This window comes from Paenibacillus sp. JNUCC32 (assembly GCF_014863545.1).
Lineage (GTDB): Bacteria > Bacillota > Bacilli > Paenibacillales > Paenibacillaceae > Paenibacillus_AQ > Paenibacillus_AQ lautus_A.
Genome location: NZ_CP062260.1, coordinates 1044551 through 1061440, shown reverse-complemented (window position 1 = coordinate 1061440; position 16890 = coordinate 1044551). Strand labels below are relative to the sequence as shown.

13 protein-coding genes are annotated in these 16890 nt (G+C 52.7%); 1 reads left to right on the top strand and 12 read right to left on the bottom strand.

All coding sequences use genetic code 11. The features are described 5' to 3' along the window. Nucleotides 1–49 precede the first annotated feature (49 nt). The 10 genes from JNUCC32_RS04860 to JNUCC32_RS04815 form a co-directional block, all read right to left on the bottom strand. Complete coding sequence (locus JNUCC32_RS04860; protein ID WP_192571266.1) at nucleotides 50–433, bottom strand: YraN family protein; 384 nt, start codon at nucleotides 431–433, stop codon at nucleotides 50–52. After that, nucleotides 430–744 (bottom strand): EscU/YscU/HrcU family type III secretion system export apparatus switch protein, encoded by a 315-nt coding sequence (locus JNUCC32_RS04855; RefSeq protein WP_015736344.1) that lies wholly within the window; start codon nucleotides 742–744, stop codon nucleotides 430–432. Before JNUCC32_RS04855 ends, JNUCC32_RS04860 begins: the two co-directional genes overlap by 4 nt. Then, nucleotides 741–2810 carry a hypothetical protein gene (locus tag JNUCC32_RS04850; RefSeq protein ID WP_192571265.1) on the bottom strand — a complete coding sequence of 690 codons (2070 nt, stop codon included), beginning with the start codon at nucleotides 2808–2810 and terminating at the stop codon, nucleotides 741–743. Before JNUCC32_RS04850 ends, JNUCC32_RS04855 begins: the two co-directional genes overlap by 4 nt. A gap of 80 nt (nucleotides 2811–2890) precedes the next feature. Beyond that, complete coding sequence (locus JNUCC32_RS04845; protein WP_009590921.1) at nucleotides 2891–3508, bottom strand: ribonuclease HII; 618 nt, start codon at nucleotides 3506–3508, stop codon at nucleotides 2891–2893. A 250-nt stretch (nucleotides 3509–3758) separates the two neighbouring features. Further along, the gene (locus tag JNUCC32_RS04840) at nucleotides 3759–7574 is read right to left on the bottom strand and encodes a GH32 C-terminal domain-containing protein (RefSeq protein WP_192571264.1); all 3816 of its coding nucleotides are present in this window, start codon (nucleotides 7572–7574) and stop codon (nucleotides 3759–3761) included. A 92-nt stretch (nucleotides 7575–7666) separates the two neighbouring features. Continuing rightward, on the bottom strand, nucleotides 7667–8551 hold the full coding sequence (locus JNUCC32_RS04835) for an ROK family protein (protein WP_192571263.1): 885 nt from the start codon (nucleotides 8549–8551) through the stop codon (nucleotides 7667–7669). 36 nt (nucleotides 8552–8587) lie between these two features. Further along, nucleotides 8588–10057, bottom strand: a complete 1470-nt coding sequence (locus tag JNUCC32_RS04830; protein WP_192571262.1) for a glycoside hydrolase family 32 protein — start codon at nucleotides 10055–10057, stop codon at nucleotides 8588–8590. A gap of 83 nt (nucleotides 10058–10140) precedes the next feature. Then, nucleotides 10141–11742, bottom strand: coding sequence for an ABC transporter substrate-binding protein (locus JNUCC32_RS04825; protein ID WP_192571261.1), 1602 nt, complete (start codon nucleotides 11740–11742; stop codon nucleotides 10141–10143). A 51-nt stretch (nucleotides 11743–11793) separates the two neighbouring features. Continuing rightward, the gene (locus JNUCC32_RS04820) at nucleotides 11794–12675 is read right to left on the bottom strand and encodes a carbohydrate ABC transporter permease (RefSeq protein ID WP_009590918.1); all 882 of its coding nucleotides are present in this window, start codon (nucleotides 12673–12675) and stop codon (nucleotides 11794–11796) included. Nucleotides 12676–12691: 16 nt separating this feature from the next. After that, nucleotides 12692–13615, bottom strand: a complete 924-nt coding sequence (locus JNUCC32_RS04815; protein WP_228468976.1) for an ABC transporter permease — start codon at nucleotides 13613–13615, stop codon at nucleotides 12692–12694. Nucleotides 13616–14123: 508 nt separating this feature from the next. On the opposite strand from JNUCC32_RS04815, the gene JNUCC32_RS04810 reads away from it, so the two are divergent. Continuing rightward, complete coding sequence (locus JNUCC32_RS04810; protein ID WP_096774534.1) at nucleotides 14124–15164, top strand: LacI family DNA-binding transcriptional regulator; 1041 nt, start codon at nucleotides 14124–14126, stop codon at nucleotides 15162–15164. Nucleotides 15165–15268: 104 nt separating this feature from the next. On the opposite strand, the gene ylqF is transcribed toward JNUCC32_RS04810, so the two are convergent. Continuing rightward, nucleotides 15269–16135 (bottom strand): ribosome biogenesis GTPase YlqF, encoded by an 867-nt coding sequence (gene ylqF, locus JNUCC32_RS04805; protein ID WP_192571259.1) that lies wholly within the window; start codon nucleotides 16133–16135, stop codon nucleotides 15269–15271. 61 nt (nucleotides 16136–16196) lie between these two features. Continuing rightward, nucleotides 16197–16811, bottom strand: a complete 615-nt coding sequence (gene lepB / locus JNUCC32_RS04800) for a signal peptidase I (RefSeq protein ID WP_036663956.1) — start codon at nucleotides 16809–16811, stop codon at nucleotides 16197–16199. Nucleotides 16812–16890: the final 79 nt, after the last annotated feature.

Here is a 16890-nt window from a genome sequence, read left to right as displayed (position 1 = left end):
CCCTCACCTGTTTCTATGGTTATTCTTATCGATTCGGATCAGATCCAACTTAAAATGCATTCTCGATATGATCCATCGAATCTGCCGTCATGTCTTCCCGGAGCATAACCGAAATGACGTCGAAACGTATCGTCCGTTCGTAATAACGCTTCTGGTGAACATACTGCTGGGCCGTGTTACGGACCTGCATCACTTTGCGGGCGTTCACGGACTCGGAGGGCGTGCCGAAGCGGGTCGTACCGCTTCGGCTCCTTACCTCGATCACCACAAGAGTCTCCCCTGTTTCCGCCACGATGTCCAATTCTCCAAAACGGCAGCGCCAGTTCCGGTCCAGAATCCGGTATCCTTTTTTAATCAGGGCGGCGGCCGCCAATTCTTCGGCAGCCGCTCCTTTTTGCTTGCGGTTGTCCTTTTTTCCGGATGGCGAGGTCATGACGGCATCATCCCTCCGTCCTTCGCTTGACGATCCGCACGATAAACATACGTCAGCACTTCCGCAACCAGCTGGTACAGCTCCTCCGGAATCTGCTGATCCAGATCCAGCTTGGAGAGAATCTCCACCAAGGCAGCATCTTCCTGCACGGGAACGCCATGCTCTTTGGCTTTATCCAATATAGACTCCGCCAGTTTGCCTTGTCCCTTGGCAACCACGACCGGCGCTTCGCTTTCGCCGGGCGTATATTTAAGCGCAACCGCCTTTTTCATGGCGGTGATTGACCCTTCCTCTTTCTCTAGCTTGCTCATATCCGCATGTCCACCCCTTTATAAACCTGAGGGGTGTATTCGGCTGCCGTTCCCTGCACGGAATCTTCTGCTGCCGGCAGCGAATCCAGGGGCAGCGGTTCTGTTTTGACGCTGAGCAATTGGTAGCCGATCGACGAAACGGCTTGTGCCAACTCCTGATTGGTCCCTTCGAACAGCTCCGCGGCAAATGGCTGATCATTCCGAAAGTTAAGGCTGACGATCCGGTCAACAACCTGCACATCGATCAGGGTCTGCCCCAGAAACTTCATATCCAGGTCGAACAACAGCCTGCAGTTGGTTGCATCCAGCTCGCCTTTACGGCCTCTGCGGGATTGAATATGTACGGACGCGGTCTGTTCCCCGTCGGCGCCATGCAAAGGTATGAACAGCGTGATCTGAGCGAACGGCGCCGTTCGATCGGTATTCAGCAAGAGCTGCTGGCCCGTTAAATGCTGAATGACCTGCTGGGCCGCTTCCTTCAGCGCCGGAGGCGCATCCTGGCTGGACAGCACCTGAAGCAGCACCCCTTTCAGGGTATCCTGCAGGGCAAGCGACGAATCCCCCGATGGCCCTGAAGCCATGGCGGCCGGATGCACGCCTTGGGTTATTTGCTGCTGTACGGTTGACGTTACCGGGTGCGTCAAGCCCGGCTGATTCGCGGCGCCGGTCTGAGCATTCGGAATACCCGGCTGATTCGCGGCGCCGGTCTGAGCATTCGGAATACCCGGCGCCTGCTGGTTCGCGTTTGCCGCATTCCCTGGCGTGGCGGAGGCTCCTGGCATGTTCGCTGCTGCGCCCCCGCTGCCAGAGGCAGGAGTGGCGGGCAGGGAAGCTTGGGCTGCCGCAGCAGCGGTTGGCTGCGCTGCGGCCGGAGCCGGTACAGTTGCGCCTGCTGCCGTTGGAGCAGCTGCCGATGCGGTCACGGCCGCATTCGCTCCGGGCGCGGCGGCGCCGTGAGCCGTGCCCGCGGCCGTGCCGCTTCCGGGCGTCGCGGCAGGCTGCCCTGCTGGCGCTGCCGGCGCGGTGCTGCCACTGCGCGCCGCTTCACCCGCGGGGGCCGTCCCGGCCCCGCGCAGGGCCTGCTGCTCGTGCTCCGCACCGAGCAGCTTCAAGAGCCGCCCCACCCACGGCTCCGCGCCGGGGGTGGGCAGCTTTGGCGAAGGGCCTGCGGCCCCTTCGCCAAGAGCTGCCGCCGGCCCTGTGGGCACGGCGGCGGGTTGTCCGGCGGCTGGCGCTGCCATGCCGCCGCTGGCCCATGGCTGCGCGAGCTCGCCGCGCAGCTGCTGCAGCAGGCCCTGCAGCTTGGTCAGCAGCGCCTGCTGACCTGAGCCGGCCTGCGCGGTACCTCCAGCAGTATGGTTCGCCGCTACTGCTTGCTGCTGCGCGGCAGCGGTGCCCTCTGCGCCAGCAGCCGTCGGAGGCGCAGCGGACGCTGCATTTTTCCCGGCAGCCGCTGCGCCTCCGATACCGTTGCTTAGAGCAGACGTCAGCTGCTGCTCCAGCGACTGCAACAGCTGATGCAGCTGGGGTCCAAATACGGCCTGATGCAGTCCCTTTACGCTTTCAGGGCTAATCGGCAGTCCGCGGTGAAACGCGATCGCAGCCGACTCCGCCCATTCCGCGGCCGGGATCTGAGGAGGCTTTACGGCCAAAGCCTCTCGGAACATGGCAATATTGTCCTTCGTCAGGGGAACTCCCGCGTTCTGCATGCCCCGGATCATTTCGCGGTTTTCCTTCGTATCCGGTAGACCCGCAAAATCCAGCACCTCAGCCATGGATGAAGGGGACAACGGCTGTCCCGGCGTTTGGCTGAGAGGCTTAAGCACGGCTGTCCCTCCCTCTCCCGGCGGCTGAACCTGCAGCAGAGCCGTTTCCCCGGCTCGGAGCGGCGTTTCCAGCTTCGCTTTCACTTGAACGCCCTGGATCTGCACCACCGCTTCCTGCCCGTCCTCCGATACGTTCATAACGACACCGCGAACGACTTGACCCGGCTTAAGTTCCAACGTCTTGGCGTCTCCCGGCTTCTGCTCGCCCAGGAGTCCGCGAATCAACGATCCGATGTTCACGATAGTTCCTCCCACACCTTCTGTTTACCTTATATATCGGCAGCAGCCCGCCTTTTGACGAGGGCGGGCTGCATCGAAATCTAGAACAAGGACAATTGCTCAATCTCCATATTTTTCAAAAAGCTTCTTCTATGCATGGCGGTAGGTCCGTGCAGCTGCAGCTGTTCCCGGTGAAACTTGGTAGCATAGCCTTTATGTACGGCGATTCCGTATTCCGGATAACGCGCCTCCCATTCCCCCTCGCACAGCCTATCGCGGGTGACCTTGGCTATAATGGAAGCTGCCCCAATGGACTGGCTGTTGGCGTCCCCTTTAATGATGGCACGCTGGGGAATATCGCAATCCACCTTCTCGGCATCAACAAGCAGAAACTGTGGGGGAACCGCCAACTGCTCGATCGCCTTCTTCATCGCAAGTCTTGCCGCTTGTTTAATGTTAATGCGGTCAATCGTTTCCGCATCCACCAAACCGACGCCGACCGCCAGCGCCTGCTCCATGATAAGGTCGTATAGGGTTTCCCGCTTCTTGGCACTGAGTTTCTTCGAATCGTTAATTCCTTCAATGACCAGCCCCTCCGGCATAATGACCGCCGCAGCGACCACATCGCCGAACAAACAACCGCGGCCGACCTCGTCGATGCCTGCAATATGTATATAACGGCTCCAATACTCCCGCTCGTACATTAATAAATCTGTCATAGGTTTAACCCCTTTGGTTCCGAATTACCGTTTGTTGCCTATTCGTTCACACGGTGTATCGCATCTATTCTATCAATCTAGTAACTCTTCTAGAGTATCATACTCGCCAGGGAGCGTCACCCTTTTATCCCGTTCCGCATCCCGGCAGGAATGGGTTCGTCCATCGGCGAACCATCGGTTATACTCCCCGAAAAAAAGAGCCGCCGACAGCGGCAGCTCTTCCCTTTATTCGATTTATCGATCCTTGGCTTCAAAGCCCAAGCCGCCATCGCTGACGATCCGAAGCGGCATCCGGCTCATTCAATTCCAGCCCCGAACCGTCAGCCTTTACGGCAAGCGCCCGTCCATCGTGGACGGATCGGATGGTTACCGTATCATCTTCCTGACGTTCTACTCTCCACCGCTGATTGTTATAACCGAGATACGTGTATAACTGAATCCGGTTCAGCCCGGTATCCATATCCAAAGCCTTCCCTTCCGGCGTGCGAATGGAATACGTGCCTTCTTCTCCTGTCGGTACCCATACCCATAGCAGGTTGCCCGTACCCGTTGATTCCTTCACGGTAACGGGTTCGCCGTTTACGGATTTCTCGGTATGGATCGCCTTGTTCACGGCTTCGTTCGTGATGCTGGTTTTCGTCAGTCGAGCTTCAGACGAATGACGGACGTAGACATTTTGATAGGAAGCCTGTCCGCCGAACACATTGACCCCAAAATGTCCTTCGGCAAATGTCCCGTCCATCACATCGATTACCGTCTTCCCGTCCACGCCGACTTGAATATGCGGACCTTTCGCTTCAATCCTCAGGTGATAGGCTCTTCCCCCTTGGATAAAGTCGGGGACGCTGGCCAGGACTTGACGTTCCTCGAATCGACCTTCGACCATGTAGAAGAGCCGAATCGACTTCAAACCAGGATCCAAATTCAGATAATATCCGCTGCGGCCGTCCCCGCTTGCCCGAAACAGCATGGATCCGGCACCGCCCGCTTCCCCAAGCCGCATGTCTCCCTCGAACGTGAAGTCTCCTGCCCTCTCTTGCGCCATATAATTAGCATCACTCGAATGGCTGCCCCGGATTCCATGCTCGGTAAGGACCCACTTCGAGGCCTTAAGATCCGGTTTCCATCCCGTCAGATTCGTTTTGAATGTTCCGCTCGAGACCAACACGCGGGTGCTCGCCGATATTTTTCCGTTTGGGGTTGAGGCCGTAATGACGGCTTCTCCCGCATTCGCCGCTTTCAATACGGCATGGGTCTCATCGGATGAAATAATCCGGACCGTCTCGGGATGACTGGATGTCCATACCAAAGGTTTCTTCCCGTTGCCCGGGACACGATCCACGGCAGCGTACAACGATTCGGTCTGTCCCCGGGACAGGTCCAGCTCGTATGAATCCAGCAGGATGCGGGAAGCAGGTTCCGATGGATCAAGAGGCCTCCACACAGAATCCAGCTCATGCACCTTCAGGGATTTCAGCTTTACTTGGCCGCCTAGAGTGTAAAAGCTCATCCCCCGTCTGGCCAGATCCGGTAAAATAACGTCCGAGAACACAATGTTTCCGTCATTGCCGAACACCTCGACGGAAGATTCATCGACATAAATACGCAGCTTGACCACTCCATCTACGGGGTGCAGCAAAGCTTTGTGTTCGGTCGAGAACAGACTGGAGAAATCCGTGGTTCCCGATGCCGAACGGTCAATGAACATGTGATGCGCGGAGTTGTTATAACCGACCACCGTCTGTTGTCCGCCGCCTTCCCGCAGCCGGAAGCCGAATTCCAGCTCGCTGCTGTCTGTCGGAATCTCGACTTCCGCCTCGATTTCAAACGCGCCGGCCTGAATCCCCTTTAACACATTCTGCGAGGTCTCCGTCACTTGCCTGTTATTCACATGGATTACCGTATTCCGGAGGGTCTCTAGCTCAGAGATTGGAGACTGGTGCAGACGTATCCCCTCACTCGTCGTTCTGAGCGACAGCTCTCTAGGGATGGTCAGCTGACCTTTCCAGCCCGAAGTCGGAAAACTGAAGGGGTAATCCCAGTTCGTCATCCATGCCAGCATGATTCTTCGATTGTCCGGCAGGTCGGAGAAAGACATGGAGGCGTAGAATTCCTTGCCCCAATCCGTTCTCAGCACGGTCCCCGCCGTATGATCATTCATAAATTTGCCGTCTGGCGTCACATCGCCGATAAAATATTCCGCATCGGAGCCTTGGGTGTTCGGATTAGCGCCGCTGCTGATCATCAACACCCATTTGCGCTGACCGGAGCCGTCCACGGCAAGCTGAAACAGATCCGGGCATTCCCACACGCCTCCACGGATATATTCCCCATACCCGAAACGGTCCGTTAAGGTCCAATCGACCAGATTGTCGGAGGTAAAGAAACGGATATGATCTCCCCCTGATACCACCATGATCCAGCGGTTGTTGGCTTCATCCCGTACCACTTTAGGATCGCGAAAATCCCATCCTCCCGGATCCTCGCCCTGTTTGCCCGGGTTCTCGATGAGGATCGGCCGTTCTTTCGAATACGTCCAGGTCCGTCCGTGATCGGTGCTGTAAGCAAGTCCGATCTTCTGATTCCCGCCCGGCCGATCAGGATTGAAGGATGTGTAGTAGGCAATGAGCCCTTTGCCTCCAGAATCCCCGAACAGGCCTGAAGCGTTCGTTGTATCGGCTACGGCAGAACCCGACCAGACATGTCCGAGATCGTTCCAAGGCAGTGCGATCGGCAGCCGGTTCCAATGCACCAGATCCCGGCTGACCGCATGCGCCCACTGGCCTCCGTCCTGATGGAAGAGATGATATTCCCCCTCAAAATAGACCAATCCGTTCGGATCGCTTGCCGAGCCTCGGATTGGGCTATAGTGATACTGCGGGCGATATTCCTCTGTATAATAATCCGCCATCGGGGTTACGTAAACGTCCTGAAAGTAAGCCGTTCCGGACTTTACCTTCATCCCGATCGATCCGCCCGCGTAACTTCCGTCGGATACGCGGATCGCAGCGGGTTCGTAACCATCTACAACCATTTGAATACTGTCTCCGGAGACGTGGATCTCCACATGATGCGCACTTGTTGGCAGGCTTGGATAGGTACGGCTCGATGCGCCAATCACCTTTCCATCCGAGGTTTCCAGCGTTACCCGGACCTGATCATCCTCTCTCCTGAATACGGCTTCGTATCCCTCCGTTCCTTGATCGTTCCCTCTCCAATAGAACCCGGCTTCAGCCTGTCCCCCTAAGGTGATATTGCCTTCCAGCACATAATCCGCAGCCGCATTCTTATAGATCCTGTAGGCTTCGAGCCCCTTCGATGCCGATCCCTTAAGCCCTTTGATGTCAGGCTGCCAGTCCCCGCTCGTATTTGCCGGTCCGAACAGGTTGCCTTTCCACTCGCTCACCTTGATATTTTGAAACAGGGCGGAACCGTCCCACACATGAAGACCCAGGTATCCTGTGGAATAAGCCGTATCATCGACTTCAATCATCGGTTCATATTGGCTTCCCCAATATACCTTGATATTGCTGCCTACCACCTTGACCTTAAGGTGAACGATGTCCCCCCGACTCAACGCGACCGCTTTTTCCACCTTCAATCTTCCATTCCCTTCGCGGGCATCCTTGAGGCGTACCAAGCCTGCGCTGGGCACGATTTGCAGCATATACGATGACCAGCCGTCAACACTTGAACGAAAGACCAGCGAAGCATCTGCTTGCATATCCGTAATCATCACATCGGCTTCATAGACAAAATCATCCGCTCTGGTTGCGGAAATCGCCGCTGCGTTCTCACTTGAATCGGAACTAAGCCGTAAACCTTCTGCCGTTTGTTCCATCCTGCCGTTGCCCTTCAACTCCCACCCCTCGAGGTTGGTATTTACATTGGATGCGCTTTCAAAAATGTCGTTTTCTCCTTTCCCCTTCAAAGCTGCATTCTCTTCATGGATCGCTGACGCCGCCCATGCCGAATCCGGAACGACGCTTGTCGCCAGCAACAAGGTCATCGTGATCGTAGACATCGTGCGCAGCAACTTTGTATGTACACCTTGCGGTAATTTCATATATCCACCTCTTTTCGATTCTTTACCCCACGTTATATAGGTAGGAAGGAACAGCCCGAACAATCGGGCTGATCTCCTGATGACAGACCTGTTTAGGATTGCGAATCTTGCCATGCCCGGATTCCCAGAGCCAATGCTCCGCATAACCCGGACTGAGTGCCTAATACTGGGGGAACTATATAATGTTCGATATCATGTACAATTTCGTCGGCAAGCACATATCCGTTCAAATTGCGCCTCACCTCTGAACGAATGAGGGGATACAGCTGAGCCTGCTGCATAACGCCGCCGCCCAGTATGATCTTCTCCGGGGAATTCGTCAGAATCAGTCCGGTGATGGACTGCGCTATATAATAGGCTTCGATTTCCCAAGCGGGATGGTCGGCCGGCAGCAGATGTCCTTTCAACCCCCATCGGGCTTCAAGCGCCGGTCCAGCTGCCAATCCTTCCAAGCAATCGCCATGGTAAGGACAGGTTCCTCCAAAGGCATCTTCGGGATGGCGTTTCACGGGAACATGCCCGCCCTCCGGATGTACCAATCCATGAACCAGCCGGCCTTCGGAATAAAGGCCGATCCCAATACCTGTACCCACCGTATAATAAGCACAGCTGTTCAGCCCCTTGGCCGCTCCCCAAGTCGCCTCGCCCAAAGCAGCTGCATTGACATCCGTATCCCAGCCAAAGGGAATATCCATATGCGACTTCATGTTACCGAGGACATTGATCTGCGACCAACCATGTTTCGGTGTTGACGTTACATACCCGTATGTCGGGCTCTCCGGCTTCAGATCGATGGGTCCAAACGATCCGATGCCAATGGCTTCCACCTCATGATCCTGGAAATAGGAAATGGCTCTGGATAATGTGCCCTCCGGCGGTCCTGTCGGAAAGCTGATGCGATCCTCGACGATTCCGTTTTCATTCCCGATACCGCAGACAAATTTGGTGCCGCCCGCTTCCACTGCTCCAATACGCATAACGCCGAATCTCCTTATTACTCATTCATCGTACTTTTACTGGCCACTAGATGAAGAAAACTCATAGACTTGCAGGGACTCTATCACCTTCCGGCCATCATCGGCAAATACGGTTATTCCCGTTGAAGCAGGATCAGGATAAATCAAATCCGTGATCACCGCCTGCCCGCGATCCGCGAACAGTTCCACGGACGAACGATCCACGAAAATCCGCATCTCCAGAATAGAGCCCGATGTCTGCAGCGGTGCCGAATGCTTGCCCGGGAAATCCTTATGGAAATCCGCCTGCCCTGAACGGCTGCGATCCACGTAAACCTCGGCAGCTCTTGCATCCCAGCCAACCAAGGTCTCTTGCCCTAATCCTGTCCTTACTTTCAAACCAAGCGAAAATGCAGCATCAAAGCGGACAAGGATCTCGCTGCTCTCCAACTGCAGATCGGCTAACCGGACAGCGGCTTCATCCACAGCGATACCATGCAAGGAAAGCAACTCGGTGCGGTGCGCTTCCATTTCGCGAACCGGCTGCTGCGTTAGCATGACTTCGCCTTCCAGCGTCTCCAGCTTGAGTTCCCGGACCAAGGTCATGGCTCCCCTCCAACCATCCGTTGGCGTCAGGTTTGCGTATTTCCAATTGCTCATCCAGCCGATGAACAGCCTTCTGCCATCCGCTGCCGGAATGTCCGACCAGCTGACCCCGGCATAATTATCTCTGCCGTAATCCAGCCACCGCACTTCACCTTTGGAGCGTTCATCCGGCATAAACGTTGTCCCGTCAAAATCTCCAATGAAATATTGCGTCCTGGAGCCCTCGACGTAGGCCGGATCATCCCCAATGCTGACAAGCATGACCCATCGCACTCCACTGTCTTCCGTTGCAAGAGGGAACAGGTCCGGACATTCCCAGACCCCATCATGAAATCCGATGCCCTCTCCAAACTCGCTGGCAAATACCCATTCCTTTAAGTTTGAAGATCGATAGAGACATACCGTCTGCCCGCATGCCACAATCATCACCCACTGCGACGAAGGCTCATGCCAGAACACTTTGGGATCCCGAAAATCAACATAGCTGTCATGGCTAAGGACCGGATTGCCGTCATACTTCGTCCACGTTCTTCCTTCGTCCTTGCTGTACGCCAGACTTTGGTACTGCATCATTTGCTGAGCGCCCGGCACATCATGATGGTGCGTGAAGATCGCCACAAGCCCGGGCTCTTCGTCGAAAAATCCGCTGGTATTGTCCCAGTCCACAACCGCACTGCCTGAGAAGATCGTGCCATGCTCATCCGGCGCTAACGCAATGGGGAGCTCTTTCCAGGAAACCAGATCCTTGCTGACCGCATGTCCCCAGTGCATGGGTCCCCATGTGGTGCCAAATGGGTGATGCTGATAAAACAAATGGTATTCCCCATTAAAATAGACCATGCCGTTAGGATCATTCATCCAGTTCTTCTGAGGTGAAAAATGGTAGGCATTCCGATAGTTTTGCTGTTCCGTGTTCGTCATTTGTGATCTCCTTCATCATCGTTATCATGGATTTACGACCGTACTTCAACGATATGCAGGAACGGCCGCTCGATTCCACTCGGTTACTTCATGTTTCTGTCGTATCCCGTTTGTTTGATCGTCAGCCACTCCTGAAGCCCAAGTCGATCCAATTCCTTCAGATAAGCATCCCATTCCTGATCTACTTTTCCATTCTGATACCATTCGGTGCGCATTCTTTCCACGTAAGGGAACAAGTCCGCTTCAATCGTGGATAAGCGATCCAACTCGTCGATGGAGAAGAATACTTTGGGGTATGTATTCTCCGCTTTCATGTGCGGTACCATGACGTCTTTCATGAGTTTGAGCCTCCACGCCGCATCATCCGGCATCGTGGTGTATTTTCCATAATACTCGTCCAGGATCGCAAGCGGCCCCGCGATGCTTGTTTTTTGTCTAAGCTCTACCGGAGCCGTGCCTTCAAGCGGAAGGTGCTTCAGCATCCCTTTGGCTTCATCCAGCTCAAAAATATTCTGCTGGGTATCGTCGCCGTAAGTTCCCCAGTTGTTCTGAACCGATTGGAGCGGTTCATACATGGCATCTATCCATTTTGCCGTTTCTTCCAGCTTCTTGTTGCTGCTGGTAATGACCAATCTTCCCCGGTCCAGTCCGATTCCGTTCGTCCTCGTTACATTGATCTCGCCGGTTGGCCCTGCAAGCGGCGGCATCAGATCATACGTATCATTCATGCCCGTGATGTTGGCTTTATCCCACGTAAAATACATGCCGTACCGATGGTCTTTTCCCTTGGCCAGGTAGGTATTCCAATCCTGCTGGAATGCTTCGATGTCGATTAATCCCTCTTCATACAATTCGTGAATGAATGCTATGGCTTCCTTATATCCTTCCTCTGCGGCGGTGAACACCACCTTGCCGTCATCCGTAACAACGGTGTGATCCCAGTTCTCGCCCAAGCCGAATGAAGCAAACAGGAATGTCAGATCTTCGCCGCCCGGCTTATTAATGAAGGAAAGCGGTATTTCGTCAGCCTGCCCGTTGCCGTTCGGATCTTGGGTTTTGAACGCCTTTAATACGGTTTTCAGCTCTTCCGTCGTAGTTGGCATATCCAACCCCAGGGCGTCGAGCCACTCCACGTTAATCCATGGGAAGTTATCCACCGATTGAATCCGCTCTTTCCCTGAGCCCAACTCCTCGATCCATGGAAAGGAATAAATATGCCCATCCGGCGCCGTAATCATGTTGACGTATTCCGGTGCTTCCTCCAGCACTTTTTTCAGATTGGGCATATGCTGTTCGATTAAATCCTCCACGGGAATGATGACTCCGTCCTTTGCCAGCTTCAGCAGATCGTAATCTCCGTACCCCGCATCGAAGATGGCATCGGGCAAATCTCCGCTCGCTACGGCCAGATTGCGTTTTTCCGCAAATACATCGCTTGTATAATTCTTCCACTGGATGTGAATGCCCGTCTTCTCCTCTAGGCGCTTGTTGATCAGCTTCTCGTTAGGGTCGGCAGGAGCCAGCGGCGAACTTTGCGTCAGGACGTTCAAGGTGACTTTACCGTCCGGCGACTCATTTGAGGCTTCCCCGCCCTTGCCGCACCCGGACAAGAGCAGCACGGCTGCCAGAGCTGTCAGGGTTACCGCTTTTTTACGGTTATGTTTCTTGGATCTCTTCGTATTCATATCAATGACCTCCCGAATCCTGTATTTGGATAACTATGTTGAAGCGGCCCGCTATTTGAGAGAGCCTACCATAACACCTTTCTCGAAGTACTTTTGGAAGAACGGATACATAATCAATAGCGGAAGGCTGGAGATCACGATCGCCGAATATTTAATCATTTCCGAGAGCCGTTTCAGTTCCGCCATCGCAAGCTGGTCGCTGATCATGCCCGGCGCAGCCTGGTTTTGAATGAGAATCGATCGTAGAACGAGCTGCAGCGGGTGCAGCTTGGGATCGTCCAGATAGATCATGGCATCGAAGAATGCGTTCCACTGGCCCACGAAGGCATACAGCGCGAGCACAAAGATAATGGGTTTGGATAGCGGCAGTACGATCCGGACAAAGATTTTCATATCGGAAGCCCCATCCACATTGGCTGCCTCTTTCAATTCATTCGGCACTCCTTTGAAGAAGGTTCGTGACAAAATGATGTTCCACACATTCACCGCGCCGGGGATGATCACGGCCCATACCGTATTGAGCATGCCAAGCTCCCTTACAAGCAAATACGTAGGGATCAGTCCGCCTCCGAAAAAAATGGTGATAATGAACAACGTCATGAAAAAATGGCGTCCGGCCAGCCGGTTCTCCGAAAGCGCGTATCCCGCACAGACCGAAACCGTTACCGTGAGAAGCGCAAATGCCGTCGAATACAAAACGGCATTGCCAAATCCGCGGAGCATCGCGGGATTGGACAGAATCATCTGATATCCTTCCAGGCTCCAATCGGAGATTTTAAAAGATAGTCCTTGATTCAGCAGCACGGTGGGATCCATGAAAGAGGCCACCACAATGTAAACCAAGGGAACGACAACGACCAGTACGGCAAGCGTTAAAAAGATCGCGTTTAATGACAACAGAAAGCGGTCGAAGCGAGAATGTTTGACGGCCATGAGTATGACTCCTTTCCTAGTAGAGGCCTTCGCCTTCATTGAGTTTTCTGACAATAAAGTTCACCGTTACGAGCAAAATGACATTGATGACGGAGTTGAATAAACCAACGGCTGCCGAGTACGCATAATCGCCTGACTGTAAGCCGACCTTGTATACATAGGTAGCGATAATCTCCGAAGTAGGAAGATTCATCGAGGTTTGCATCAGATACGCCTTTTCAAAGCCTATGGACATAATGCCACCCGCCGCCAGTATGAAGACGATCGCCATAATCGGCCTAATCGTAGGCAGATCGATATGTCGGATGCGCTGGAGAAGGTTAGCTCCGTCCAGGCTGGCCGCGTTATGCAGCTCGGGGTCCACATTCGCAAGAGCAGCTACATAGATGATGGAGGCCCATCCGGCACCCTGCCATATATCTGATAGAATATAAATCCACCTGAAGTATTCCGGCTGCGACATAAACATCAGCGGACTTCCCGTCATCCAAATGACCAATTGATTAATCGGCCCCGTCGGGGACAAGAAGATAAACAGCATCCCGACAATGACGACCACCGAGATGAAATTGGGCGCGTACAGGAACAATTGAATATTTTTCTTGACTGCCGCTTTGCGAACCTGGTTTAACATGAGCGCAAGCAGGATCGGCACCGGAAAGCTAAAGATAAGACCAAAAAAACTCAATTTAAGCGTATTCATAAAAATGACGTCAAAATTTGGCGAGGCGATAAATTTTTCAAAATGCTTGAGCCCGACCCACTCGCTCCCGAGGATTCCTTTAATCGGGCTGAAATCCTTAAATGCGATAACGGCACCGTACATCGGAACGTACTTGAAAATAAGGGTCAATATAAGCGCCGGGGCCAGCAGTATGTACAGAAAATAGTTTTTCTTGATGAAAGCGAGCGTTCGACCTGCGGAGCTCCGTCCCCTGATTACCCCTGCCCCCTGATTGGCTGGTTCCACTGAATGTCTCAAACCTGTTCCCCCGTTCTTTCTAGAGAAGTTTACATATTGCTTACAGAAAAGGCTTTCATTTTTCACTTATGTTGATTGTCGCTTTTACAATTTATCAAATGATGTAACATCAGTCAATAGTATTTGTAAAATTTAATTTGTGCAATTGACAACATTATTTGTTCATTTATTTCCTCTTCCATTCATAGAAATGAGCAACAGAAGCTCTTTTCCTTATAAAGTTGGAAGGATTTATTATTTTTTTCCTTGTTAGATGATGTTTCAGCCAATATAAATAAATGGCAACCAGGAAAATGACAAAACCTCTTCTGTTTAAATGTTAAATATATTGTGCATTTGTAAAGTCAAGGTTGCTATTTGGGCTAATCTATTATACATTTGATTTAAGATATTCAGAGGTCATAAGCGACTGGAAGAAACAGCGGACCTTCGCATGAACTTGATCATTTGAGGTGAAATCAGATACATGACGAAAGAAAAAGTCACAATTCAAGATATTGCCGATGCACTGGGGATCTCCAGAAACACGGCATCCAAGGCTCTGAACGGAAGCGAAAGTATTCCGGACGAGACGCGCAGCAAGGTTATCCGAAAAGCGATTGAACTGAAATACAAACAGTTTGCTTTCATGGAGACGGACAATCTGCTGACCAAAAACCCGGGAAACATCGCTCTTCTGACGGCGAATCTCCCAAGCACCTCCCATTTTGGCTCGCGATTAATCAGCGGGCTTGAGAAACGAATCAGCGCGGAAGGATATAACCTGTCCATTCATATTGTCCGTGACATCGATCGAAGCTCTCGGACGCTGCCTAACAATTTTGAATCCTCCAAAGTGGATGGCATCATATGTATCGAGTTATTTGATATGGACTACAGCAAGGAGCTCACAAGCCTGGGCCTGCCTACCGTATTTATCGATTGTGCCGCTGACATGTTCTACCCGGACTTGCAGGCGGATTTGCTTCTGATGGAGAATGAACACAGCACCTGTCATATGACCAAGCAGCTCATCGAGCAGGGCAACGCATCTTTGGGATTCATCGGGGACATCCGGCATTGCAAGAGTTTTAACGAACGCTGGGTGGGATTTAATCGGGCTTTGACCGAGATGGGGGTCCGGCTGGATCCGGAACAGTGTGTCCTAAACCCGGACCGCGAGTTTTTCTCCGAGTCCGACTGGATGGAGAAGCGGCTGAAACAGATGAAACAGTTGCCGTCCGCTTTTGTATGCGCCAATGATTTTATTGCGGTCAATGTGATGAAAGCCTTGAAGAATAGCCATATCGCCATCCCCGGCGACATTGCCGTATGCGGCTTTGATAATGCGCCTGAATCGCGCATCGTTGAACCCCATTTATCAACGGTACATATTTATAGCGATGAAATGGGAATTGCTGCGGCTAATATGCTGTTGTCCCGGGTGAAGGAACCGGCGCTGCCCTATCAAGTCACCCATATCCAAACCAAGCCGATCTTCAGGGCATCTACCGAAAAAACAGACTAGTTTTATCCTTTTTAAGAAAAAAAGAACCGTTCTGCCCGCATTCGGCAGAACGGTTCTTTCGGTTTAATGGGGTTGGGGAGGCAGTGCATTCTCCCTTAAACGAATCAATAAGGCGATTCCATGGAATACCGCCCAAGCTTCCCTGCGCGAAGCTCACGCAGGAATAGGCTTGAGGCTTTTTCCAGATCGACTCTTCCGCCGCTTACGATACAGCCGCGTTTTCTTCCGATCGCCTCCATGACCGCGACGATTTCATCCGGGTTGTCCAGATCCGTCGGGCGCTCCTTCAGGTCAAAGCGCTCGCTCATCGTTTCCCAGTAATAGTTGGCGAAATATTTGATCGCAAAAAAGGCAATATCCTCTACGTTCAATATTTCCTCTTTGATGGCACCGGTTACCGCTAAGCGGTATCCTACATTCTGATCCTCGAACTTCGGCCACAGAATACCGGGGGTATCCAGCAATTCCATCTCCCCCCCGGCAACCTTGATCCACTGCTGTCCTTTCGTGACGCCCGGACGGTCTCCCGTCTCCGCGATGTTACGACCGGCAAGCCGGTTAATCAGCGTGGATTTGCCAACATTCGGTATGCCTACAATCAACACCCGCATCGCTCGCGGGTTCATGCCCTTGGCGATTTGTTTGTCGATCTTCTCTTTCAGCAGCAGCTTAATCTGGTTCGGAATATCCTTAACGCCTGTCCCCGTGGATGCATCGACGGGAAAAGCCGTCAGTCCGTTTTCTTTAAAATAGGCCTGCCATTGTCTTGTAACCTCAGGATCGGCCAAATCGGCTTTATTCATAATAACGAGCCGCGGCTTGCCCTGCAAAATCTCGTCGATCATCGGATTTCGGCTTGAGAGCGGAAGCCTCGCATCGATCAGTTCTATAACGGCATCGATCAGCTTCAGCTTCTCCTGAATTTGACGGCGCGCTTTGGTCATATGTCCAGGAAACCATTGTATTGTCAAACGTCGTCACCTCTACTTTGCTCTGCAAACTTTCATCGTTTCTATAGCGCCATGCGGCTGGCTAATGGTTGATGAGCCCTATGTCTTTAATCGGCCAGAAAATCAAGTCTGCTCGACCGATAATATCCCCCAAAGGAACATATCCTATCATTCGGGAGTCGGTACTGTTGGAGCGGTTATCCCCCATCACGAACACATGGCCCTCAGGGACAACGCCGTCCTGAACAAACGAGTTCGGAAAATCCGTGTTATTGTATAATCGATTTTCAGCATGGGCTTGATCAATTGCTTCCTGTATGTAGGTTTCATTCACAGGTTCCCCGTTGACAAGCACTTTATCGCCTTCCACTTTAACCGTATCACCGGCAACCGCGATCACGCGTTTAATGAAATCCCTGCCCTCGTCAGGAACATGGAACACGATAACTTCGCCACGCTCGGGTTTGCGGATATCATATAAAATCTCGTTGACGATCAGCTTCTGATTCGAAACAAAGTTAGGTTCCATCGATGGTCCCTGCACAATAAACGGTTTAAAGAGAAGCCAGCGAATGAGAACGACGAGAACCAGCGCAATGAGAAGAGCCTTCAGCCATTCTACAAGCTCGTTCTTAGCCTTTTTGGCCGGTTTTCCCACGTTGGTTTCAATGGCCTCCTGGTGTTGATCTTTCTCCATAATCCACCGTCCTTCCCTATAGATCGCTTTCGCATGATAACGATTTTTGGATATACAAAAGGGGCTTGTATACACGCAC

Coding starts and splice junctions, on each gene's coding strand:
- JNUCC32_RS04860 (WP_192571266.1), bottom strand. CDS start 433: ATGACCTCGCCATCCGGAAAAAAGGACAACCGCAAGCAAAAAGGAGCG.
- JNUCC32_RS04855 (WP_015736344.1), bottom strand. CDS start 744: ATGAGCAAGCTAGAGAAAGAGGAAGGGTCAATCACCGCCATGAAAAAG.
- JNUCC32_RS04845 (WP_009590921.1), bottom strand. CDS start 3,508: ATGACAGATTTATTAATGTACGAGCGGGAGTATTGGAGCCGTTATATA.
- JNUCC32_RS04840 (WP_192571264.1), bottom strand. CDS start 7,574: ATGAAATTACCGCAAGGTGTACATACAAAGTTGCTGCGCACGATGTCT.
- JNUCC32_RS04835 (WP_192571263.1), bottom strand. CDS start 8,551: ATGCGTATTGGAGCAGTGGAAGCGGGCGGCACCAAATTTGTCTGCGGT.
- JNUCC32_RS04830 (WP_192571262.1), bottom strand. CDS start 10,057: ATGACGAACACGGAACAGCAAAACTATCGGAATGCCTACCATTTTTCA.
- JNUCC32_RS04825 (WP_192571261.1), bottom strand. CDS start 11,742: ATGAATACGAAGAGATCCAAGAAACATAACCGTAAAAAAGCGGTAACC.
- JNUCC32_RS04820 (WP_009590918.1), bottom strand. CDS start 12,675: ATGGCCGTCAAACATTCTCGCTTCGACCGCTTTCTGTTGTCATTAAAC.
- JNUCC32_RS04810 (WP_096774534.1), top strand. CDS start 14,124: ATGACGAAAGAAAAAGTCACAATTCAAGATATTGCCGATGCACTGGGG.
- lepB (WP_036663956.1), bottom strand. CDS start 16,811: ATGGAGAAAGATCAACACCAGGAGGCCATTGAAACCAACGTGGGAAAA.